The organism is Clostridioides sp. ES-S-0005-03 (assembly GCF_020658455.1).
Taxonomy (GTDB): Bacteria; Bacillota; Clostridia; order Peptostreptococcales; family Peptostreptococcaceae; genus Clostridioides.
In genome coordinates, this window is the sequence record NZ_JACVWI010000001.1 from 637,071 (window position 1) to 660,964 (window position 23,894).

A 23,894-nucleotide genomic window follows, 5' to 3' on the forward strand; every position below is an offset into this window, starting at 1 on the left:
TCAAGTTGCTTTTAAAATAAATTCTTTTTTGAATAAAATTTGTTTAAAATATAACAAATAGGGTATAAAAAGGTTAAATAACTATTTTAGGAGGAGTACGGTATGTCATTAAAATCATTGAAAATAAAAGAAAATTTATATTGGGTAGGTTCACTTGACCCTGATTTAAGAGTATTTGACATAATTATGTATACACCTTATGGAACAACTTATAATTCATATGTCTTAAAAGGCACAGAAAAAACAGTTTTATTTGAAACAGTTAAAGATAAACATTTTGAGAAATATATTGAAAGATTAAATGATTTAAATATAGACTTTGAAAAAATTGACTATATTGTGGTAAGTCATACTGAACCAGACCATGCAGGAAGCGTTGAAAAGCTATTAGATTTAGCAAAAAATGCAAAAGTAGTAGCTTCAGAAACTGCTATTAAGTATCTAAAGGAAATCGTAAACAAAGACTTTGAATATATTGCAGTTGCAGATGGAGATGTGCTATCAATAGGCGATAAGACTTTAGAATTCTTCTCTGTACCTATGCTTCATTGGCCAGATACTATATACACATATATAAAAGAAGATAAAACTCTTGTAACATGTGATTCATTTGGAAGTCATTATAGTAATGACAAGATAGTAAACACTCTTAATGAAGATGAAGAAAAGGATTACTTAGATGCCTTAAGATATTATTATGATTGTATAATGGGGCCATTTAAACCATCTATGGTAACTGCTATAGAAAAGATAAAAGATTTAGATATAGACACAGTGTGCCCAGGTCATGGACCAGTATTGACTGAAAATCCTAGAAAAATTATAGACCTTTATTATAAATGGAGTGTAAATGAACAAGTAAAATTAGAAAAAGAAGTTACAATTTGTTATGTTTCTGCACATGGATATACAAAAATCATGGCAGAGGCTATAAAATCATATATTGAAAAAAATAGCAATTATAAAGTAAATTTATTTGATGTAATAGAGCATAAGCAAGAAGAAATTCTAGATAAAATAGCAGTATCGCAAGGTGTATTATTTGGAACACCAACAATATTAGGGGATGCATTAAAACCTATATGGGATATATTAGTATCTTTAAATCCAGTTCTTCATGGTGGAAAAGTTGCATCAGTATTTGGTTCATATGGATGGAGTGGAGAAGGTATAGAAAATGCTATGGAGAGAATCAATCAGCTTAGAATGACAACAGTGAAACCATTTGCTGTTAATTTTAAACCATCAGGGGAAGAAGTTGACAAATTATATGCTTATACAGGAAAATTCTTAGATAAGTTAAACTCTACTTTTGGAAGTAAAAAGAAGACTAAAAAGTTTAAATGTGTAATTTGTAATGAAGTATTTGAAGGAGATAGTGCTCCTAGTATATGCCCTGTATGTGGAGCCAAAGAGGACCAATTTATAGAAGTTGAAGAAGATGAGGTTACTTTTAGAAAAGATACTGACGAATATTTTGTTATAGTAGGAAATGGTGCAGCTGGTTTCTATGCAGCAGATGCTATAAGAAAAAGAAATAAGACTTGTAAGATAACTATGATTTCTAATGAGGAAGAGTTAACTTACTATAGACCTGCACTTTCTGATGGTATAAATGAAGAACTTAATTTTGATTTCTATATGGAAGATAAAGCTTGGTATGACGAAAACAACATAGTAGTAATATTAGGAACAAATGTAGATAAATTAGATGAAGCAAATAAAACTATTGTAGTAAATGATGGAGCTATTAAATTTGATAAGCTTGTAATAGCCACAGGAAGTAGAAATTTCATACCACCAATTAAAGGTCATGATTTAGAAAATGTATTTACACTTAGAAATATAAAAGACTTATATAATGTAAAAGAAGCATTAGAAAAGTCTAAGAAAGTTGTAGTAATTGGTGGAGGACTATTAGGTCTTGAAGCAGCATGGGAATTTAAATTAAAAGGCTTAGAAGTAGTAGTGGTTGAAGCAATGGATGGTATATTATCAAAACAACTTGATAAAGAAGGCAGTAAAATACTAGAGCAATGTGTAAGAGATACAGGCATAGATGTAAGATTAGGTGTGGCAGTTGATGGTATTGATGGCAATGGAAGGGCTCAAAAAGTTGTATTTAAAGATGGCAATAGTGTTGACTGTGATATGGTAGTCTTTTCAATTGGAGTGAGAGCAAATACTCAGATGGTTCAAGATACATCTGTAAAAATTGATAGAGGTATTGTTGTAGATAATACATTACAGACAAATGTTAAAGATATATACGCTTGTGGAGATGTTGCACAAGTAGGAAACACTAGTCTAGCAATATGGCCATCTTCAGTAGAAATGGGAAAAATAGCAGGAGCAAATGCAAGTGGAGATAGTTTGAAATTTGAAAGTGATGTATATCCAGTTTCATTAGATGCTATGAATGTTAAAGTATTTAGTATTGGTAATATACAAGATTTTGATAAAGAAATTTCATCAAAAGATGAAGGTAAAAGAGTATATAAAAAATTATTTATGAAAGATGGTTCATTAGTAGGAGCTATACTTATAAATGATTTAAGTTGCACTGTTAAATTGATAAGATTAATATCTGAAAAAGGGGATTTTGAAGATGTTATGAAGTCAGATATACTATAGTTTAAATATATCTAGATAAAAAGAAAAAGTCTTGAAATATGATAGATTCATATTTTAAGACTTTTTTGTTATAATATATAATAAAATAAAGATACCTTAACTGTAAATTTACATAAATTATTTACTTTTGAATATTAGATTCCTTTTTGAAATTGGTATGTAATAGCAATATAGAGTATATAATAATAGTTAAAGTTAAAAAAGGGGAAAAGCAATATGCAGTATATACAAGAATTACTTGATTTAACTCAAAACTATTGGGTGTTAGCCACAATAATTGGTTTATTAAGTGCATTTATAGAAAGCTTTATACCAGCCTTACCACTTGTGGCGATAGTTACAGCAAATGCTGCTATACAAGGGTTATTACTTGGGTGTTTGCTATCATGGATTGGCTCAGGGCTTGGGACAACCTCATTATTTTTATTAATAAGTAGATTTACTGATAGTAGACTTTTTAATAAGTTGAGAAATAGTAAAACTGAAAGAGCAATAAGTTGGATGGACAAACAGGGATTTAAACTGCTATTTATAGCATATGCTTGTCCATTTATGCCTGGGTGTTTAGTTACTGTTGCATCAGCTTTTTGTAAAAAAGATATAAAAGATTTTGTTCCAGCAATGTTGGCAGGAAAATTTGTAATGTTTATAGTAATAAGTTATGTGGCAAGTGATATAGAAGGATTTATAACAAGTCCACTAAAGATAGCATCATTTATACTATTAGTATTTTTATCATGGAAGATTGGAAGTAAAGTTAATAAAAACCTTGAAAATCATAACTATGAATTTCATCATAAAAAACACGATAATGATAGAGATAACAAAAGAATTTAACTTGTCAAAAAATTAAAATTGTCTTAAAAGAATTAGATTTAAATAAAAATTAAATTTAAAAGTATTCTTTTAAGACAATTTTTTTAATTTATTTAATTAATTTATAAATATGTAGCTATAAAAATACATTAAAATAAAATGTAAAATTGATATCCGATTAAAAAAATAACTATGAAGTTTAAAAGTTTAGATATGAATTTTTCTGTTTTTGAACTAGTTTTTATAGGGAGTAAGGAAATGTTTATAGTAATGGGAAAAAACAATTCGATACCTTCTTTGGTAATAAGGTCAAGACACATGTGAGAAAAATATCCTATTATAAATCCACTAGACAGACATGAAAAAACTATATTGTTGTTGGTAAAGATTGTTAGAGACTTAAAAAAACTACTAATGAGTAATAATGCAAGAAGACTATGGGTAAACCCTCTGTGTCTAAACCTACTTCCAAATAATTTGTAAATTAATATGAATTTTTTACTTATGTAAGAACCTCTCATATCTATATCTGGAAACAATGAACCTAAATATGCAAAATAGATATAGATTATAATTAATACTATTTTATATGTAGTATCGTATTTGACTAAATATATATTATTTATAAAGGGGAGTATCAAAAGCGCTAATATATATCCTCCCCTTTCATGTGTTTCTTTTATCATATAAAAATCCTCCTGAATCGTCACTATAAACACAATATTGGTAAATTTAGACTATCTTTTATTATATTATATAGCAAACATAAGTTTTTTTCAAAAGGATTTTAATATTTAATTACTCTTGAGATTTTAAATTTTTGTAATTTTCTAAAGCTCCATTCCAATTAACTACATTAAACCAGTTGTTAATATATTCATTTCTTCTGTTTTGATATTTTAAATAGTAAGCATGTTCCCAAACATCAAGACCTATGATAGGAGTCAAGTTTTTACTTACAGGGCTATCTTGGTTTGGAGTAGTTATAATGGACAATTTACCATCTTTAGTGGCTACCAGCCAAGCCCAACCAGAACCAAAAACATCTAAAGCTGCTTTTTGGAATTCTTCTTTGAATTTTTCAAAAGAACCAAAATCTCTGTCGATAGCTGCTTTTAAAGATTCAGAAGGTATAGTTTTCTCAGGAGTCATTATATCAAAAAAGAATTTATGATTGTAAGCACCACCTGCATTATTTCTTACTGTTGTAGCAATGTCTTTAGGCAAAGAATCTAAGTTTTGTAATAATTCACATAAAGAATAATTATAAAGCTCAGGATATTTTTCAAGAGCTGCATTTAACTTATCAACATAAGCCTGATAATGTTTATCATGATGTAAAATCATAGTTTCTTTATCTATATATGGCTCAAGTGCATCATAAGCATAAGGTAATGGTTTAACCTTAAACTTGTTATTTTCGGGTGTAAAAGCAAATAAAGTTATACACTGTGAAAGTATAAATAAAGACATAATAACTGGTATTAACATTTTTTTCTTCATAAAAATCACCTCCTAATATAGTATTTCTAGAAATTAAAAAATTATGAAAGATTAGCAGATAATTTATAAAAATTTGATAGTAATTTTTTTAAAATTGAATAAGTTTTGAAGGCAAAGACAAAACTATGAAATAAGGATAACACTAAAAATTAGGAAGGAAATTTGATAATATGTGTGGCAATATTTCAATTTATTATAAAGGAGATATATCTAAAAAAGAAGATATTAAATTTAAAATAAAAGAATCTGTAAATAATATAAATCATATAAGTCTTGATAGTAGAGGATACTTAAAAGGTGAGGAAAAAGAGTTTGATTTTAATAGATTTGATGTAATAGATGTTATACATGGAGTTAAACCATTTGAAAAAGATGGAAAGGTTATAGTTTTAAATGGTGAAATATATAATAGTTGTGAGATAAAAGAAGAATTGATTAAAAAAGGGTACAGCTTTGCTACAGATAGTGATATTGAAATCTTATTAACATCTTATATAGCATTTGGAAAAAATTGTGTACATAAGATAAAAGGTATGTTTAGCTTTATAATATATGATAAAGAAAATGAAAGCATATTTGGGGCAAGAGATTTATTTGGAATAAAACCACTTTACTATATAAATAAAGAAAAAGTGATAATCTTTGCATCAGAATATAAATTTATACTCGAGTATGTTAAAAAACTAAACATAAATGAACGAAGTTTACAGAGTTATTTTTCGTTTCAATATGTTCTTCCTGAAGATACTATGATACAAGGAATAAGATTGATACCAGCAGGACATTTTTTTAGAGTGGAAAACGGAATACTATCTTTAAAGAGATACAATAAACTTGAATTTAGAAGTAGTACAAAATTTTTTTACAGTAAGAATCATTTAGGGAATAGAGATATAGGCGAAGAAGAAATAAGAAATGTAGTAATAGATTCGGTAAGAAGACAGGTAGCAGAAAATAAACAAATTGGGACATTTTTGTCTGGTGGTATAGATTCATCAATTATAACCTCTATAGCTTCACAAATTAATCCAAATATAAAGTCTTTTTCGCTAGGTTTTAATGTTAAAGGGTATAGTGAATTGGAAATAGCTAAAAAAACAGCTGATAAATTGGGTATAGAAAACATTCCACTCAACATAACACAAGATGACTATATAAAAGCATTACCGAGTGTAATTTATTTTTTGGATGACCCTGTGGCAGACCCATCAGGAGTAGGTCTTTATTTTTTAATTAAAGAAGCTAGTAAATATGTTAAAATAGCTTTGTCTGGAGAAGGTGCTGATGAATTATTCGGGGGATATAATGTATACAAGGAATATAATAATGTGAAATCAGTTATAAATTCACCAGTGTATATTAGAGGCGTATTAAATAGAGTTTCAGAGCTTATGCCTAATATAAAAGGCAAAAATTATCTTTACAGAGCTACAACACCTTTAGAAAAGAGATATATAGGAAATGCGAAGATTTTTGAAAATAATGAAGTAAAAAGATTCTTTTTTAAATATAAGGAAAAAAATATACATGAGTATTTATTATCAAATTTGTACAGAGAAGCGCAGAAAAATAATTACGATTATATAAGTAAAATGCAACATATAGATGTAAATACATGGCTTCAAGGTGATATACTTCAAAAAGTTGATAAATTTTCTGTAGCTGAGCATCTAGAACTTAGAGTACCTTTTTTAGATAAAGATGTATTTGATGTAGCAAAAAATTTAAGAGTTGAACAAAAAATAACAAAAAATAACACAAAAGTGCTACTTAGAGAATCTTTTAAAGATATAGTACCAGAGCATGTTATTCAGAGAAAAAAATTAGGATTTCCAACGCCAATAAGAGTTTGGTTAAAAGATGATTTAGGAGTTGTTGTAAGAGAAACTATTTCCAATGCAAATGTAGACGAGTTTATTGATAAAAAATATATAATAAAACTTTTAGATGAACATCTAAAAGGTCACAAAGATAATTCAAGGAAAATATGGACTATATTTACATTTTGTCTATGGCATCAATTGTTTATAGAGCATAAAAACATCAAGTATTAATTTTTTCATGATATGGAGAGGGCGAACATATATAATGTTCTCACCCTCTCTATTGGTATGAAGAAAGAGTAAATTAGTTTATTATTTCGATAAAATTATTGGCAAATATTTTGACAAGATGACTTTCCACTGCTAGATTTAAGTTTTGTCCATCATCATATCCAGCAGAAATTAATCCCAGTAAATTGCCAAACATATCTAAAAGAGCCCCTCCAGAACTACCACTAGAGATTGGAGCTGTAAATTGTATCATTTGAACTGTTTCAAAGTCACGAAAAGCAGAGATAATTCCATCTGAAACTGTATTGAAAAGACCTAAAGGGCTTCCAATTGCAACTATTTTTTGGCCTCTTACAGGTTTTTTACTAACCTTGACTGGTATTGATTTACATTCTCTATCAACTTTTATTACAGCCAAATCATAATCTGAGTGGTATTTTATGATTTGATGTGATGTATAAACTTTATCATCATTTTCAAATCTAACTAAAAATGAATAGCCTTCATTAACTACATGGAGATTTGTAAGTATGTAACCTTCACTATTTATGACTACTCCAGAACCGCTCTTGAATGGTTTGTTTTCATTATCACACACAACAATCATAACAACGGAAGTTGATAATTTTGCGAGTTCTTCATATGTAAGTTCTATTTCTTTATCTTTTTTATTTTTTGTAGATGTAAAGTTTGTGTCAACAGAAGTTTGTTCAGATTGAGGTTTATTTATAGGAGTATAAGTTTTGTTATTATTGATGTTCTTATTTATATCTGTATTTAATTTTTCCAAAGGTATATCTAGCATAGTTGGACTTTTTTTAGAAAATTCAACTAAAGTAGAAAATCTAGAACATTCAGGATACAAATCAAGGATATCCTTATGAGGATTTATATATAAAATATCACATCCAAGCTGTGATAAAAAATATAAGAAAAAAAGTTCCTGTCTCTTAATATTTCCAAAATACACTACCTTGGGTGAAACAGTAATTTTAATTTTATTATAAAATAATTTAGGTAGAAAATAATCTATCCAACATAAAAGTTTAACAGCAAAATTTTTAACAATAGAAGGTGTTGAATGTGGTGTGTTTTTAGAAAACAAATCTAATGTATTTTTAAATGCAATTTTTTTTGTCCAATCTAATGTATCATTTTCTATCTTACAAGGAAATTCAATATTGTATAAATTCCAACTGTTAAATTTAGCATCATTATAAGTATTGAAAGTATTGAGCATCTTATCTGTTTGTGATTTATCAAAATTTATATTTAAGTTGTTTAGCCTAATATAGGGAACTGTTATATTGTTAAAAAAATGAGCATCTATATTTTTGATGTTTTTTATGTATTTATCAATCGAATTATCAATACCTATATATCGTGTAAAGTAGACTTCTTTAATATAAGAAGAACTCTTATTTGTATAAGACTTACTAGACATAAATTCATTTAAAGGCTCTTTTGAGTTCTTTATTACAACTTTTAATGGTTTAATAGTACAAATCATATTTTTTCTCCTCTAATAAGATGATATAATCTATTATAAAACATCTTAAAACAATATAGTACAAAGAATTTTGTAGTTTCAAAATAAAATGTATACTTGTATATATAAATGATATATAATTACATATTAAACATAGATTTTATCTATTTAAAAAAATATGTAAAATCTATGTAAAAAGTAAGAAATATAAACATTTTTTTAATTATATTTTAAAAATATCAAGTAAGTTTTATTCACAAATGAATAAAAAATGTTATAATATGATTAAAGAAAAAGATAAATAATTAGCAAGATTTGTTTAGCTAAAATTAACAAGGGAGCGATAAATTATGGGTATAACATTATCAAAAGGCCAAAAGGTTGATTTAACTAAGGGAAACCCAGGGCTTAAAAATATTTTAGTAGGGTTAGGATGGGACACTAACAAGTATGATGGTGGATTTGACTTTGACTTAGATACAGCAGCATTTTTAACAGGAGCAAGTGGAAGTGTTACTAATGATGGAGATTTTGTATTTTACAACAATTTAAAGCATACTTCTGGAGCAGTTGAACATTTAGGTGATAATAGAACTGGTGAAGGTGATGGAGATGATGAGCAAATAGTTGTTGATTTATCTAAGATTCCTGGAGAAATAAGCAAAATTTCTTTTACAGTTACAATTCATGATGCTACAGAAAGAACACAAAATTTTGGGCAAGTAAGTAATTCTTATATAAGAATAGTAGATAAAGATACAAATGAAGAGCTAATAAAGTATGAATTAGGTGAAGATTTTAGTATAGAGACAGCTATAGTAGTAGCTGAAATATATAAACACAATGGAGAATGGAAATTTAACGCACTAGGTTCTGGTTTTGAAGGTGGACTTGCTGCGTTATGTGGAAACTTTGGAATAAACTTATAATTTTAAATACAATAAACTAGAGGGGGTATTTTCCATGGCTATAGTATTAAAAAAAGGACAAAAAATTGATTTAACTAAGGGAAATCCAGGACTTAAAAATATTAGACTTGGACTAGGATGGGATACAAATTCATTTGATAGTGGATATGATTACGATTTAGATGTCAGTGTTTTTATGGTAGGAGAATCTCAAAGAGTTGAAAGAGATGAAGATTTTATATTCTATAATAATTTAAAACATCCATCTGGAGCAGTTGAGCATTTAGGTGATAATAGAACTGGTGAAGGTGATGGAGATGACGAAGAAATATTAGTAAACTTAGATACAATGCCAAAGCATATACAAAAAATAGCTGTAACAGTTACAATATATGAAGCTGCTGAAAGAAAACAAAACTTTGGACAAGTAAGCAACTCATATATAAGAGTTTTAAACTCTGAAAATGACCAAGAAATATTAAGATATGACTTAGGTGAAGAATTTAGTATAGAGACTGCAATTACAGTATGTGAGATATATAAATATAATGGAGAATGGAAGTTTAGTGCAGTTGGAGCAGGATTTGAAGGTGGCTTAGAAGCACTTTGCAGAAACTATGGATTAAGTGTTTAGTATGAGTAACACAGTATATTAAATATAAGTAGCCTATACAAATAATGTATAGGTTATATTATATAAAATTTTATGGAGGTTTAGTATGTCAATTAATTTATCAAAGGGTGATAAAATAGATTTAAAAAAATCCAACCCAGGATTGAGTAATATACTTGTGGGCCTAGGATGGGACCCTGTGCAACAGGCAGGTGGAGGATTCCTTAAGTCTTTATTTGGTGGAGGACAAGCTGATATAGATTGCGATGCATCTGTATTTATGCTAAATCAGGAAGGAAAATTAAGTGGTATAAAAGACTTAATTTATTTTGGAAATTTAAAGAGTGCCTGTAAGTCAGTTTTACATACAGGAGATAACTTAACTGGTGAAGGTGTGGGTGATGATGAACAAATTCTAGTTAATTTAGATAAAGTTCCATCAAATATTCACAGATTATTATTTGTAGTAAATATATACAATTGTATAGACAGAAAACAACACTTTGGGATGATAAAAAATGCCTATATAAGAGTTGAGGACCAAAGCAATAAAAAGGAAATAGCAAAGTATAATTTATCTGATAATTATTCAGAAAAAACTACTCTTATAGTAGGGGTTATATATAGAAAAGATGGAAGTTGGCAGTTTAAAGCAATAGGTGAAGGAACAAAAGATGCGGGTCTTAAAGAAGTAATGCAAAATTTAGACAGGATTGAGTGTGTATATGGAATTTAATAACGATATCAAATATTATAATGTTGACAAAGAAGACGTAACTAAAGACTTATCTGTTAACCCTGATAGAGGTCTATCAGAATCAGAAGTCAAGACTAGAAGAGAAAAGTATGGTTTAAATGAATTTACACCAAAAGAGGAAGGAAGCTTTTGGGATGATTTAAAAGACAGTTTAAGTGAACCAATGATAGTTATTTTAATTATTGCAGCAGTAGTAAGTGCAGTAATTGGAGAAACTCATGATGCAATAGGGATTGTAGGAGCTATAGCAATAGGTATAGCAATAGGTATGATTACAGAAGGTCGTTCTAAGAAAGCAGCAGATGCTCTTTCTAAGATGACTGAAAATATTGAAGTTAAAGTACTAAGAGATGGAGAAATACATCAAATTTCTAAGAATGAACTAGTACCAGGAGATATAGTATATATTGAAACTGGTGATATGGTACCTGCTGATGGTAGACTTATAGAAACTATAAATCTTAAAATTAGAGAAGATATGTTAACAGGAGAATCAGATGATGTATCTAAAAAATGTGATGTAGTAGTTCCAATGGAAGAAATAGAATCTAAAGGAGCACTAGTGGTACAAGAACCAATTCCTGCAAAACAAATAAATATGGTATTTGGTGGTACACTTGTTGCTTATGGTAGAGGAATATTAGTTGTAACTTCAATTGGAGATAGCAGTGAAATGGGTAAAATTGCTCAAAACTTATCAGATGCAGATGAGCAAACTCCACTTCAGATAAAGCTTGGAAATTTAGGTGGATTGATAGCTAAAGTTTCCAGTGCAGTAGCAGGACTATTATTTATATTCATGGTTTTCCAAATGGTAAGTAAGAATGTATTAAATGTTGATATGTCTGGAATTTTACCATTTTTAGAATCAATAGACCCTGTTAAAACAGCCTTTACAGTATGTGTTGCATTGATAGTTGCAGCAGTTCCAGAAGGTCTGCCAACTATGATAAATATGACACTTGCAATAACAATGCAAAAAATGGCTAAAATAAATGCCTTAGTTACCAAAAAAGAAGCTTGTGAAACTATAGGTTCTGTTTCTGTAATATGTTCAGATAAAACTGGTACATTAACAGAAAATAGAATGACAGTAGAAGTTGCATATATTGATGGAAGATATATTGAGAGCTCAGAAGAAGAAATAAATAGTTATTTTGAAGAAAACTGTATGATAAACTCTACAGCTGATGTAGAGCATAATGATAATGATGTTAAGTACCTAGGAAGTGCTACAGAATGTGCATTACTTCTATATTATAAAAATGTAGATTACAGACAAGTTAGAAAAGAATCTAATATAGTAGCTCAAAATCCTTTTACTTCTGATTCAAAGAGAATGACATCTGTCATAGGTCAAGATAATAATCATGTGTTGTTATCAAAAGGAGCACCAGAAGTATTGCTTGAGCTATGTTCACACATTCAAAGAGGTAAAGACATAGTTCCAATAACTGAAGGTATAAAACATGAGATTTTAGAAGAAATAAAAAAATTACAAGTAAAATCAATGAGAACCTTAGGTTTTGCATATAAAGAAATTTCCCAAGCTGAAGAAGAAGCAGCAGTAACTGCTGAAAGTGATTCTATGAATGTAAGTGCAATGGAAAGTAATTTAGTATTTAGTGGATTTGTTGGTATAAGAGACCCACTTAGAAAAGATGTTATAGAATCAGTGAATACAGCAAATAAAGCTGGTGTTTCTGTAAAAATGCTTACAGGAGACAATATAAATACAGCAAGAGCTATAGGTGAAGAGTTAGGTCTATTAAAAGGAAATATGAGAGCAGTTGAAGCTTCATATATAGATACTTTAGATGATGAAGAATTAAAACAAGAAATACAAACTATTTCGATTGTTGCAAGAAGTAAGCCAGATAGTAAAATGAGAATAGTTTCAGCTCTTCAAAAGAGTGGAGATGTTGTTGCTGTAACAGGTGATGGGATAAATGATGCCCCAGCGCTTTCAAAGGCAGATGTTGGTATAGCAATGGGTATATCTGGTACAGAAGTATCAAAAAGTGCAGCAGATATAATTTTAACTGATGATAGTTTTAGCACTATTGTAAAAGGTATTAAATGGGGTAGAGGAATTTATGATAACTTCCAAAGATTTGTTCAATTCCAATTAACAGTAAATGTAATTGCATTTTTAGTGGCTATAATATCTCAGGTTATGGGACAAGAAATGCCATTTACAACAATACAATTGTTGTGGGTAAATATAATTATGGATGGGCCACCAGCACTAGCATTAGGTTTAGAGCCTGTTAGAGACCACGTATTAAATAGAAAACCTGTTGATAGAAAAGCAAATATAATTTCTAAGTCAATGGTATATACAATAGTATTAAATGCATTCTATATAACAGCAATACTAATGTTACAATCTACATTTAACTTCTTAGGTGTTGATGAAGCTCATAAGGGAACTGTAATGTTTGCGTTATTTGCTTTTAGTGCATTATTTAATGCATTTAACTGTAGAGAATTTAGTGCAGATAGTATTTTTCCAAACTTTACACATAATAAACTAGCATTACAAATAATAGTTTTAACAGGTATTGCACAAGTAATATTTACTCAGTTATTCCAAGATTTCTTTAATTCTGTAGCTATGGATGTTATGACATGGGTAAAAGTTTTATGTGTTGCAGCAAGTGTAGTTGTAGTCAATGAAGTTGTAAAGTGTGTAATAAGATTAGTAAAACCAAAGAAAACAGCTTAAAACAAATTTTATAAAAAAACAAACTGGCTCAAAATATATATTTTGAGTCAGTTATCAATAAACAATTAAATTGGGAGGATAATTATGGGTGACTCAAAGGTATTTGAAAAAATATTCTCCAGCCAATCAGATAGAGGAAATTACACTCCTTCAAAGGGATATCTAAGTTATTTTATTTCATATATTGGTTTAGAAGATGAGATTTTGTATAATCTTGAAATATTTAAGGCGAAGCAAAATATTGATAGTAGAAAAGATATTGCCTTATTTACTGATGCTATAGCAAATCCTAGTGATTTTGACATTATTAATTATTTTAAAAATGGGCTTAAAAATTATAAAAACAGTACAGAAGATGTAGACATAAGTATTTTAGGGTTTGAAGAAATAGATTATAAAATAAAGCAAGCAATAGATAAAGTATTAAAAGAGGAAGAAAAAGATTTTACTAATGATAGAGTTAAACAAAATTTTATAGTGAAAATAATGGCATGGATAAAGACTTATATTGGTGCCTTAGATATAAATAAAAATGATGCTCCAAAAATAATATTTTATGGAGACATAAAAAAGCATGAAGTCTATCTACTTTTAATATTGTACTTAGCAGGATTTGATATATTATACCTTAATCCAAACTCAAAGAGTAATATAAGTATCTTAAATTTAGAGAAATATAAGATAGAATTAGAAGAGGCTAATATAATAGAAGAAAATGTTTCTTTTGAAGATAGAGTTGTTTCAGGTGAAAAGATAGATAAAGGCTCTGTAAAAAAAGCTTTTACTGTTGGAGCAGAAGCATCAAAAAGAATAAGTGAAGAATTGTTAAATGATGCTGGATTTATAAAACCCTGGCAACTTCAAGATAGAAAAATAAAAAGCTTGCTTTTAAGTTCAACTATTGATGAAATATCAATATATTGGAATCAGCCATTAAAATTGAGACCAGGATTTAAGTTTAATGATATTATAGTAGAAACTCCAGTTTTCTTTTCTAAAATCAATGGAATATATAATGATAAAAATGAATACATTAAGTTTTTAGATTTATTAAGAGATTCAGAAAGTTCAACATTTATTGAATTTAATGGAGAGATAGATAGATTTTCAAAAGAATTTACAAGAGAAGCTTTTAGCCTATCATTTGTATTAAATTCAAAAGGTATTATAGATAAAAATTCTGTTTTAAATAATAAAGAATATTCTATTTCAACATTAGCATTAAATCAACAAATTATGATTTTAGAAAAAGTGGAAGAACTTATAGAAGGCAACATGTTTTTAAATGGACTAAGTGGAGAGGATAAAATAAAAGGCTTATTCACAGTACTTCATATGGATAAAAAGCTTGTTCATATGATGAATAATTTCGATTACTCTCTCATAAATCCAAAGTTGGTTATATATATGTATAAGAGCATTGTGTTTGATAAAGAAGTTGTATTCCTAATGCTTTTACTTAGTAAAATTGGATTTGATATTATTATATTATCTCCAGGCGGAGAAAATAATATAGAAAATGTTATAAATAACCAATTGATTGATATACACAGATTGGATAAAATGGTATATGACCTTAAATTGAACTTACTTGAAGATGGAATACCTTTACTTAAAAAAATTTTTGGCAAGAGGAGACGATTTTAAATGGGGATAAATATAAATAATTTTTCAAAAGATAATAATTCTGTAGAGACTGTTGAAAATTTACCTACGACTATACAAGAAGAAAATTTTGATATAATGGAATATACAAATAATAAAAAAAATGAACTTAGAAAGTCTAAAGAGGTGGAGGCTTTAACTTCTCTTATAGAAGTAGAAAATCCAGATACAATTTTACAATTTGGTAGAAAAGCATCTGAAGGAGTAGCTAGAGTTTCTGATAGCCTATTAAACACAATAAAATTAAATAGAAATGAAGAAAATTCTAAGATGCTTGTTCACTTAACTAAAATAATGGATAAGTTTGATTTAGATGATTTTCAAGAAACTAAGGAACCAAATTTTGTTCAAAAACTTTTCAAAAAAGCTAATAATGCTATTGAAATGATGTTTCAAAAGTATGAAACACTGGGAGGAGAAGTTGAAAAGATTCAAATTGAACTTGAACAATATGAAAGAGATATAGCTCTTTCTAACAAGCAAATTGGTGCTATGCTAAATGAAAATTTTGACTTTTATAATGAACTTCAAAAATATATTGTTGCTGGAGAAATGGCAGTAGAAGAAATGGATAATGAAATACTACCATATTTCAAACAAAAATCAGAGACTAGTGGAGACCAAATGGATATTGTCAACTATCAAGAACTATTAAAAGTCTATGATATGTTAAATCAAAGAGTCTATGATTTAAGGATAGCAGAAAATATAGCTATTCAGACTATACCTATGCTAAGAGGTATGCAACATAATAACTATGGTTTAATTAGAAAAATCAATAGTGCCTTTGTTGTAACTCTACCAGTATTTAAACAATGTTTATCTCAAGCTATATTACTTAAAAAGCAAGAATTACAAGCAAAGTCTTTAAAAGCTCTTGATGATAAAACTAATGAATTACTGCTTAGAAATGCACAAAATGTAAGTTCTCAAAGTGCACAAATAGCTAGAATGGCTGGAACAAGCTCTGTGCAAATAGAGACATTAGAAAAAATGTACAATACCATTAAATCTGGTATAGATGAAACTATGAGAATAGAAGAAAATAATAGAGTTACAATTAAGGATAATACAAAGAGATTAGAAGAATTAAATACAGCTATAATTTATAATAAGTAGTATATTAAGGGCTAATTTTGATAAAGTTGGCCCTTTCTATGTATATGAGGAGGCCACACATTGAAATATTTCGATTATATCTGCAAAGAGGATTTAGAGAAAATTTTTTTGAAAGTGCCAGAAGACTTTAATGCCAATACTGAAAAAGATGTACTGAAATATGCACTAGGTGCTTTTTTATACGTTCCAGCGACTCAATATAACATGATTTATAAAAGTATTATAGGTGATGTTAAGGGAGTTAGACCATTAGCTATTTGTTTAGAAGATGCTGTTGGGGCAAATGGAGAATCTGAGGCTATAGAAAATCTTAAATTGATTTTGAAAAATATTAGCAATGAAAATATAACTAATAAAGATGGTATACCATTAATTTTTGTGAGAATAAAAGATGTAGAGCAATTGCTAAGAATTAAAGAGATTATAATTAAAAACAATAATACAATAACAGGAATATTGATTCCTAAAGCAAATTCTGAGTTAATTGAAAACTGTATAGAAGTTTTGAATTCTATAGGTCTTCAAAATATGTATGTTATTCCAATAATAGAAACAAGAGAATTCATATATAAAGAAAACAAAGAATTAAGCTTCAGTAGTTTATATAATACTATTTTAAGATATAAATCAAGAATACTCAGTATTAGAATAGGTCTAACTGACATATTAGGTATGTATGGTATAAGAAGAAATAAAAATTTTTTTATATATAATAATTTAATTTGTTCTTCTTTTATATTAGATATAATTACATATCTTCAAAGACCAGAGATAGATATACCAATAAGTGGAGGTGTATCGGAATTTTTTGATATGACAAATGAAGAGATAAGAAATAAGTATATAGAAGAAATACTATTGGATAAATTTCATGGATTAGTTGGAAAGACAGTAATTCATCCAATGCAAATTCAAATTGTACAAGCTTTGTCTGCAGTATCATATGAAGATTTTACTGATGCTTTGGAGATACTTGATAGTACAAATAGTAAATATGGTGTGAGTAAAGGCATATTAGGTGAGAGAATGAATGAAACTAATCCTCATTTTTTATGGGCTAAAAAAACATTGATTTTATCTAAAATATATGGTGTATTAAATAAAGGAGTAGACTATGAAGAATTGCTTAAATTTTAATTGTGAGATTGACATTGTTGATAATCCATTGAACTTAGATTTAAATGATTTTTTAGATATAGGAATAAGAAATAACAGCAAAAGACGTTTTTTATTTATATCAAAAAAACTTGGAAAACATTTAGCTTGTAAGCCAAGTGAAATGGATAATTTAGGAAAACTAATGGCTACGATTTATAATAAAAAAAATAAGGTAGCATCAAATGGAACTGTAATAGCTTTTGCAGAAACTGGGACAGCCATTGGGCATAGCTTTTTTGATTACTTATCTGGAAATTATGAATTTATTCATACCACTAGAGAGCAATTTGATGAGCTAGAAAATTTAGACTTTTTAGAAGAACATTCTCATGCAACAGACCAAAATTTATATTTTGAAATGCTAGACAACTTTAAATTTGGCGATGAAGTAATTTTGGTAGATGATGAAATTACTACAGCTAATACATGTATGAATATAATCAGAAAGATTCAAAGTATCTATCCTAAAAAAATATATACTATATGTTCTATACTTAATTGGGTAAGTGATGAAAATTTAAGAAGAATTAGTAGTCTAGAAATAGAACTTGGATGTAAAATAGAATTTGTGTATTTATTTAAAGGAGACTTTAATTTTGATATAAATGAAGATATTGTTGCAAATTACAATGATAATTGCAATATTAGTAAATTGAGTATTATGAAGGATGATAAAATAAATTTAATAGTAAATCATATCAATGTTGATTTAGAAGATTATATTGGAAATAAAAAATATATAAGATATACAGGTAGGTTTGGAATTAACAAAAGAGAACAAATTAAATTAAAAGAAATTATAAAAAGAGAAAGTAAAAAAATAGTTATAGAAAGTAAAGAATCTTTAAAAAAGAAAGCAGAAAAGGTTCTATTTTTAGGCACTGAAGAATTTATGTATATACCTATGTTATTTGCAAAAGAAAAAGAAAATCAATGTGATATATACTATCATTCAACAACTAGAAGTCCAATAATTAATATTGATAAAAATAATTATCCTATTAGAAGTAAGTTTAAATTAAAGAGTTTTTATAATTTAGATGTTCAAAATTACATTTACAACATAGACAGACATAATTTTTCTGAGTGTTATTTATTTGTTGAGTTAGATAAAAGTGAGAATTCTTATCTGGAATTTATTGATATAATTAAAAATACAAGTATAAAAAAATTGACTATAGTATGTTGTAGCTAAAATGTTTTATTGCAATAAAATATATCACAGTTTTAAGATAGGAGTTGAGTCATATGAGAGAATTTAGCACATATTCTAAAGATGATGTTATCTTTTTATTAAAAGATATATCAAATTTAATTGAAGAAGAAGGAAACAAAGAGAGAGAGTTAAAAATACAAAATGGCAGACATTATTCGGAAATGATACCAATAGAGTATGAGGTTAGCGAAGATTATCTGAAATTATATCATGATAAACTAGAAGAAAATAAGAATAAACTTGCATTTTCTATAGGTGTTATGTGTGAAAAGATAATTAAAAAAAATGGAAATGATGTTGTACTAGTTTCACTTGCTAGAGCAGGAACTCCAATTGGTATTTTGGCAAAGAGATATCTAAGAAATAAGTATAGTTTAAATTTACCTCACTATACAATATCTATAATAAGAGATAAAGGAATAGATATGAATGCAGTTGAATATATAATAAATAGTCATCCAGATTCAAACATACAATTTTTAGATGGATGGACTGGCAAGGGAACAATATCAAGGGAGCTAGAAAAAGCATGTGATGAGCTTAAAATTAAATTTAAAAAGAATTTTGATTCAACACTTGCCGTATTAGCTGACCCTGCTGGATATTCTGGACTTTATGGAATTAGAGAAGACTTTTTAATACCAAGTGCATGTTTAAACTCAACTGTTTCTGGATTAGTGAGTAGAACTGTGCTAAGAGAAGATTTGATTGGTAAGGATGATTTTCATGGTGCTAAGTTTTATAGCCATTTAAAGGATAAAGATGAGTCTATAAATTATATAGAAACTATAGAAGCATGTTTCAAAAACCAATTTGAAAATATATCTGATGAAGTTGAAAAATGGAAAAGTGATATTATAACTAAAGATGGTTATTTTGATGTTTTAAATATAAAGGAAAAGTACGATATAAAAGATATCAACTTTATCAAGCCAGGGGTAGGAGAAACAACAAGAGTTTTACTTAGGAGAGTTCCATATAAGATACTTGTTAAAGACTTAAATGATAAATCTTTAGAGCATATATTTATTTTGGCAAAAGAAAAAAATGTTGAAGTTGAGAAAATAGATTTAAAAGCTTACAAGTGTTGTGGCATAATAAAGAATATGAAAGATGTTTAGAAAATATATTTGACAGGAGAATGCTGAATGATTGTTTTTTCAGACTTAGACAGGAGTATTATTTACTCTGATAAATTTTTAAATACTAATAAGAGATATACCAATATAGAAATCTATAAAGAGAAAGAAATCTCTTATATATCTTTAAATACTATAAATTTAATAAAACAAATACAGTACTATGGTATGTTTGTACCAACTACTACTAGAACAATAGAGCAGTTTAAGCGTATAGAATTTAATAAATATGGTATTTACTTTCCATGGAGTATAACTTCAAATGGAGGAGTTATACTTAAAGATAATGAAATATTGAAATCATGGAGTGAAAAGATAGACAAATTAAAATCTGACTATGAGCCTATTGAAAGCATGGTAGATAAATTTAAAATTTATTTGAATGTAGAAGGAATAACTAATTTTAAAGTTGCAGAGGATACATTTTTTTATATAGTTGTAGATTTTAAAAAATTTAATTTAGATTCAATTAGGGAGTATATAAATATATTAGAATCAAAAAATTGGAGATTGTATGTGAGTGGTAGAAAAATTTATTTTATACCAAAAGAAATCTCAAAAGAAAATGCCATAGAATATTTAACCAAAGAATTAGGAATAGAAAGTTTTTATGCAATTGGGGATTCTATTATGGATTATGGGATGCTCGATATTTCAAATAAAGCTTATGTATTGAAGCATGGTGATATAAATAAAAATGAAATAAAAAACACATTTATATCAAGTAAATTTGATGGAATGAGTGGAACTGAGGAAATATTATCTGAAATTTTAGATGAAAGTTGTCTACTCAATATATAACCAATAAACTAGAAAAGTCTGAAATAAATTAGGATAAAATTTATCATACTAATTTATTTCAGATTTTTATTAATTTATATTTAAACAAGAGCTGCATATATTAAAATGAAGGTGGAGTCATTGCCCAGACGGAAATACATTCATCATCATCACAGTTTTCATATATATGTGGTATAGTGCTGTTAAAATAAAAACTGTCACCCTCCTCTAATATATACTCTTTATTACCAAGTGTTATTTTCATTTTTCCTTTTATTATGTATCCGCATTCCTCTCCTTCATGTGTAACAAATTCATTACTTTTTTTTGTATGTCCATTTAATGTAACAAGTATAAATTCTATTTTTTTTCCAATTAAATTAGGAACAAGAAGCTCGTAAAATTTTGTAGAATCGTTAGTTACTATTTTCTTTCGATTGTTTTTCTTTACTACTATATTAGAATTATCCTTCCCAATATCATCAAAAAAATAACCTATGTTTACATCAAGCGTTTTTGATATTTTCCACATTGCTATAATTGATGGAACAACCATATTACGTTCAATTTGACTTATTAAACCTGTACTTAAACCAGACTCTTTTGCTAAGGTAGCTATACTTATATTTTTAGATTTTCTAAGAGCTCTAATTTTGCTTCCAACATCTATGTCCATTAGATAAAAACCCCCCTCAAACATGATTATAACATATATAGTTTTCAAAATTAATAAAATAAAATAAAAGTTATATAATGCATGTATTTACATCGTTATATTGAATTTTCTGAAAAGATGAATTATAATAGTATTAATATTCAATATATTGAATATTAATATTTATATTTTAATTTAATGAAATGGAGGCGGTTGAGATGAGGAGTTTTGTAAGTCCTGATAATATTTGGGTATTGTGGGCAATTGTAACTGGATGGGCAGCATTTAGTATTTATTTAGAGCAAAAGTATAGTTGGGCATCAAAAATATCAGGAGCAATAATAGCTCTTGTAGGAGCAATGTTATTATCAAATCTAAATATTATACCAGTAGAGTCTGTTGTATATGACCAAGTCTGGGGTTATGTTGTCCCTTTAGCCATAGCTTTGTTGTTATATCAATGTAATATCAAAAAGATATGGAAAGAGAGTGGAAGATTACTTGTAATATTTCTTGTAGGTTCTATAGGAACTGTACTTGGAGCTATGATTGGATTCTTGGCATTAAAAAATGCAGTACCAGATTTAAATATTGTTGCAGCCATGATGACAGGTTCTTATATAGGTGGAAATGTAAACTTTGCAGCTATGTCAGGAGCATTTGATGCACCTGGAGAATTGGTATCAGCAACTGTTGTAGCAGATAATCTTTTGATGGCATTATATTTCTTTGTTTTAATAGCTATCCCATCTATTGGATTTTTTAGAAAACATTTTAAACATCCACATGTAGATGAGATGGAAAGCATAGGTGTAAATGAAGGCGAAACAATAGCAGCAAATTATTGGGGAAGAAAAGAAATATCTTTAAAAGATATAGCAATAGCCATTGGTAGTGCTTTTATAATAGTTGCAGTATCAGTAGAATTGTCAGGTTGGTTTAAAGCTATAATACCAACATCAAATCCATTTTTAGCAATGTTAAATACTTTATTTGGCAATCAATATCTAATAATAACTACTTTAACTATGATGTTTGCTACCTTTATGCCTAATTTCTTTAGTGATATAAAAGGAGCGCAAGAGCTGGGCACATTTTTAATCTACATTTTCTTTGTTGTAGTAGGTGTTCCTGCTTCAATCCCATTAATAATTCAAAAATCACCATTATTACTTTTATATTGTGGAATAATGGTACTTATAAACATGCTAGTTACATTTACAGTTGCCAAAATATTTAAGTTTAGCTTGGAAGAAGCTATTCTTGCATCTAATGCAAATATTGGTGGACCTACAACAGCAGCAGCTATGGCAATATCAAAAGGGTGGTCTAAGTTAGTAGGGCCAATACTTATAGTTGGAACATTTGGTTATATAGTTGGTAATTATTTTGGTCTTTTGGTAGGAAATATTTTAATATAAGTTTTGTAAAGAGTGAAAAACAAACGTTTGAAAAAGATTTTATTTAATTGGAGGTTGTCATGATTTTTGATGGACATTCAGATACTTGGTCAGATGTAACGATAAGAAGAATTAATGGAGAGAAAGATGTATTTAGAAGAATCCATCTTGAAAATTTTAAAAAAGCAAACATTGAAGGGGCTATTTTTGTAATATGGATAGACCCACCATATGATAAAAAGCCTGAAAAGAGAGTTAAGCAGATAATAGAATGTGTAAAAGAAGAAATTGAAGATATGAAGGATATTGTAAACATAGTAAAAAAATATTCTGATATAAATAAAGGTCTAAATGAGAATAAAATAAATATTTTAATTGGTCTTGAAGGTTTAAGCCATGTTGGAAAAAATTTAGACTTAATCGAATATTATTATAAAGAAGTTGGAGCTAGACATGCATCATTAACTTGGAATGAGCAGAATGAACTTGCTACAGGGTGTTTAGGAGATGAAAACAGAGGCTTAACTGCAATAGGAAAAAAAGCAGTAGATAAGTTAGAACAATTAGGTATGCTAATAGATGTATCACATCTAAATGAAAAATCATTTTGGGATTTGATGTCAGTTGTAAGTAAACCAGTTATAGCATCTCATTCTAATGTTAAGAATCTATGTGATGTAAAAAGAAATCTTACAGATAATCAATTAAAAGAAATTTCAAAAACAGGTGGATTAGTGGGAATAAATAGCTTTAGAGCATTTACCAATATTAATCCTAAGAAGCAAGATTTAATACATTTAGTTGACCATATAGATTATATGGTGAATCTTATAGGTATAGAGCATGTATCTTTTGGTTTTGATTTTAGCGATTATCTAGGAGAAGAGACTATAGGTTCTTTTACTGAAGAAAATTCCAAAAATCCAAGTGTAGATGGGCTTAAAAGTACATATGAAGCTAAGAATATAATAGTAGAGCTTGAAAAAAGAGGATATAAAAAAAGTGATATAAATCTAATATCTAGTGGAAACTTTTATAGAGTGTTTAAAGAGATACTAAAGTAAGATAGTAATTAAATTAGGTGTAGAAAATACTATATTTAATAAGAAGCATTCATATATATAGATTTATATATGAGATATGGGTTAGATTAAATTTAAATGTTACTAGAATTTTTAATTCTAGTAACATTTTTTATATAAAAAAACAAATATATATACATATTGACAATGATAATTATTATTGATAAAATGTAAAAAG

Annotated in this window: 19 protein-coding genes; 15 read left to right on the plus strand and 4 right to left on the minus strand. The window is 27.9% G+C overall.

From position 1 onward, the window contains the following. Positions 1 to 102 precede the first annotated feature (102 nt). Both IC218_RS03030 and IC218_RS03035 read left to right on the plus strand, forming a co-directional pair. Positions 103 to 2,634, plus strand: coding sequence for an FAD-dependent oxidoreductase (locus IC218_RS03030; protein WP_227823787.1), 2,532 nt, complete (start codon positions 103 to 105; stop codon positions 2,632 to 2,634). A 216-nt stretch (positions 2,635 to 2,850) separates the two neighbouring features. Continuing rightward, on the plus strand, positions 2,851 to 3,471 hold the full coding sequence (locus IC218_RS03035; RefSeq protein WP_227433084.1) for a TVP38/TMEM64 family protein: 621 nt from the start codon (positions 2,851 to 2,853) through the stop codon (positions 3,469 to 3,471). Between the two features lie 128 nt (positions 3,472 to 3,599). On the opposite strand, the gene IC218_RS03040 is transcribed toward IC218_RS03035, so the two are convergent. Continuing rightward, complete coding sequence (locus IC218_RS03040) at positions 3,600 to 4,136, minus strand: metal-dependent hydrolase (protein WP_227433086.1); 537 nt, start codon at positions 4,134 to 4,136, stop codon at positions 3,600 to 3,602. Between the two features lie 112 nt (positions 4,137 to 4,248). Next, positions 4,249 to 4,953: a superoxide dismutase gene (locus tag IC218_RS03045; RefSeq protein ID WP_285891625.1), complete on the minus strand. Its 705-nt coding sequence runs from the start codon at positions 4,951 to 4,953 to the stop codon at positions 4,249 to 4,251. A gap of 170 nt (positions 4,954 to 5,123) precedes the next feature. Between IC218_RS03045 and asnB the strand changes: the two genes are divergently transcribed. Further along, a complete protein-coding gene (gene asnB, locus IC218_RS03050; protein ID WP_227433087.1) occupies positions 5,124 to 7,007 on the plus strand; it encodes an asparagine synthase (glutamine-hydrolyzing) in 1,884 nt (627 codons plus the stop codon). Positions 7,008 to 7,080: 73 nt separating this feature from the next. Here the strand turns inward: asnB and IC218_RS03055 are convergent, their stop codons facing one another. Beyond that, positions 7,081 to 8,517, minus strand: coding sequence for a trypsin-like peptidase domain-containing protein (locus tag IC218_RS03055; RefSeq protein WP_227482406.1), 1,437 nt, complete (start codon positions 8,515 to 8,517; stop codon positions 7,081 to 7,083). Between the two features lie 329 nt (positions 8,518 to 8,846). Here IC218_RS03055 and IC218_RS03060 point away from each other — a divergent pair, with 329 nt between their 5' ends. From IC218_RS03060 to IC218_RS03105, 10 genes are all read left to right on the plus strand, one after another. Then, a complete protein-coding gene (locus IC218_RS03060; RefSeq protein WP_227433090.1) occupies positions 8,847 to 9,425 on the plus strand; it encodes a TerD family protein in 579 nt (192 codons plus the stop codon). A gap of 34 nt (positions 9,426 to 9,459) precedes the next feature. Continuing rightward, the gene (locus IC218_RS03065; RefSeq protein WP_227433091.1) at positions 9,460 to 10,038 is read left to right on the plus strand and encodes a TerD family protein; all 579 of its coding nucleotides are present in this window, start codon (positions 9,460 to 9,462) and stop codon (positions 10,036 to 10,038) included. An 85-nt stretch (positions 10,039 to 10,123) separates the two neighbouring features. After that, entirely contained in the window at positions 10,124 to 10,753 is a 630-nt protein-coding gene (locus tag IC218_RS03070) for a TerD family protein (protein WP_227433092.1), read from the plus strand. Then, positions 10,743 to 13,502, plus strand: coding sequence for a calcium-translocating P-type ATPase, PMCA-type (locus IC218_RS03075; RefSeq protein WP_227823788.1), 2,760 nt, complete (start codon positions 10,743 to 10,745; stop codon positions 13,500 to 13,502). The genes IC218_RS03070 and IC218_RS03075 overlap by 11 nt, the downstream gene beginning before the upstream one ends. An 84-nt stretch (positions 13,503 to 13,586) precedes the next feature. Further along, positions 13,587 to 15,149: a YceG family protein gene (locus IC218_RS03080; protein WP_227823789.1), complete on the plus strand. Its 1,563-nt coding sequence runs from the start codon at positions 13,587 to 13,589 to the stop codon at positions 15,147 to 15,149. Beyond that, positions 15,150 to 16,286 (plus strand): toxic anion resistance protein, encoded by a 1,137-nt coding sequence (locus IC218_RS03085; protein WP_227433096.1) that lies wholly within the window; start codon positions 15,150 to 15,152, stop codon positions 16,284 to 16,286. Positions 16,287 to 16,346: 60 nt separating this feature from the next. Continuing rightward, positions 16,347 to 17,423 (plus strand): HpcH/HpaI aldolase/citrate lyase family protein, encoded by a 1,077-nt coding sequence (locus IC218_RS03090; protein WP_227823790.1) that lies wholly within the window; start codon positions 16,347 to 16,349, stop codon positions 17,421 to 17,423. Then, positions 17,401 to 18,639 (plus strand): phosphoribosyltransferase family protein, encoded by a 1,239-nt coding sequence (locus IC218_RS03095; RefSeq protein WP_227823791.1) that lies wholly within the window; start codon positions 17,401 to 17,403, stop codon positions 18,637 to 18,639. The genes IC218_RS03090 and IC218_RS03095 overlap by 23 nt, the downstream gene beginning before the upstream one ends. Before the next feature lie 53 nt (positions 18,640 to 18,692). Next, positions 18,693 to 19,781, plus strand: a complete 1,089-nt coding sequence (locus IC218_RS03100) for a cysteine protease StiP family protein (RefSeq protein ID WP_227823792.1) — start codon at positions 18,693 to 18,695, stop codon at positions 19,779 to 19,781. 27 nt (positions 19,782 to 19,808) lie between these two features. After that, the gene (locus tag IC218_RS03105; RefSeq protein WP_227433102.1) at positions 19,809 to 20,600 is read left to right on the plus strand and encodes an HAD family hydrolase; all 792 of its coding nucleotides are present in this window, start codon (positions 19,809 to 19,811) and stop codon (positions 20,598 to 20,600) included. Between the two features lie 100 nt (positions 20,601 to 20,700). Here IC218_RS03105 and IC218_RS03110 read toward each other — a convergent pair whose 3' ends face one another. Then, the gene (locus IC218_RS03110) at positions 20,701 to 21,255 is read right to left on the minus strand and encodes a cupin domain-containing protein (protein ID WP_227433104.1); all 555 of its coding nucleotides are present in this window, start codon (positions 21,253 to 21,255) and stop codon (positions 20,701 to 20,703) included. A gap of 197 nt (positions 21,256 to 21,452) precedes the next feature. Here IC218_RS03110 and IC218_RS03115 point away from each other — a divergent pair, with 197 nt between their 5' ends. Further along, on the plus strand, positions 21,453 to 22,655 hold the full coding sequence (locus tag IC218_RS03115; protein WP_227433106.1) for a DUF819 domain-containing protein: 1,203 nt from the start codon (positions 21,453 to 21,455) through the stop codon (positions 22,653 to 22,655). A gap of 59 nt (positions 22,656 to 22,714) precedes the next feature. Further along, positions 22,715 to 23,698, plus strand: a complete 984-nt coding sequence (locus IC218_RS03120; RefSeq protein WP_227433108.1) for a dipeptidase — start codon at positions 22,715 to 22,717, stop codon at positions 23,696 to 23,698. Positions 23,699 to 23,894 lie beyond the last annotated feature (196 nt).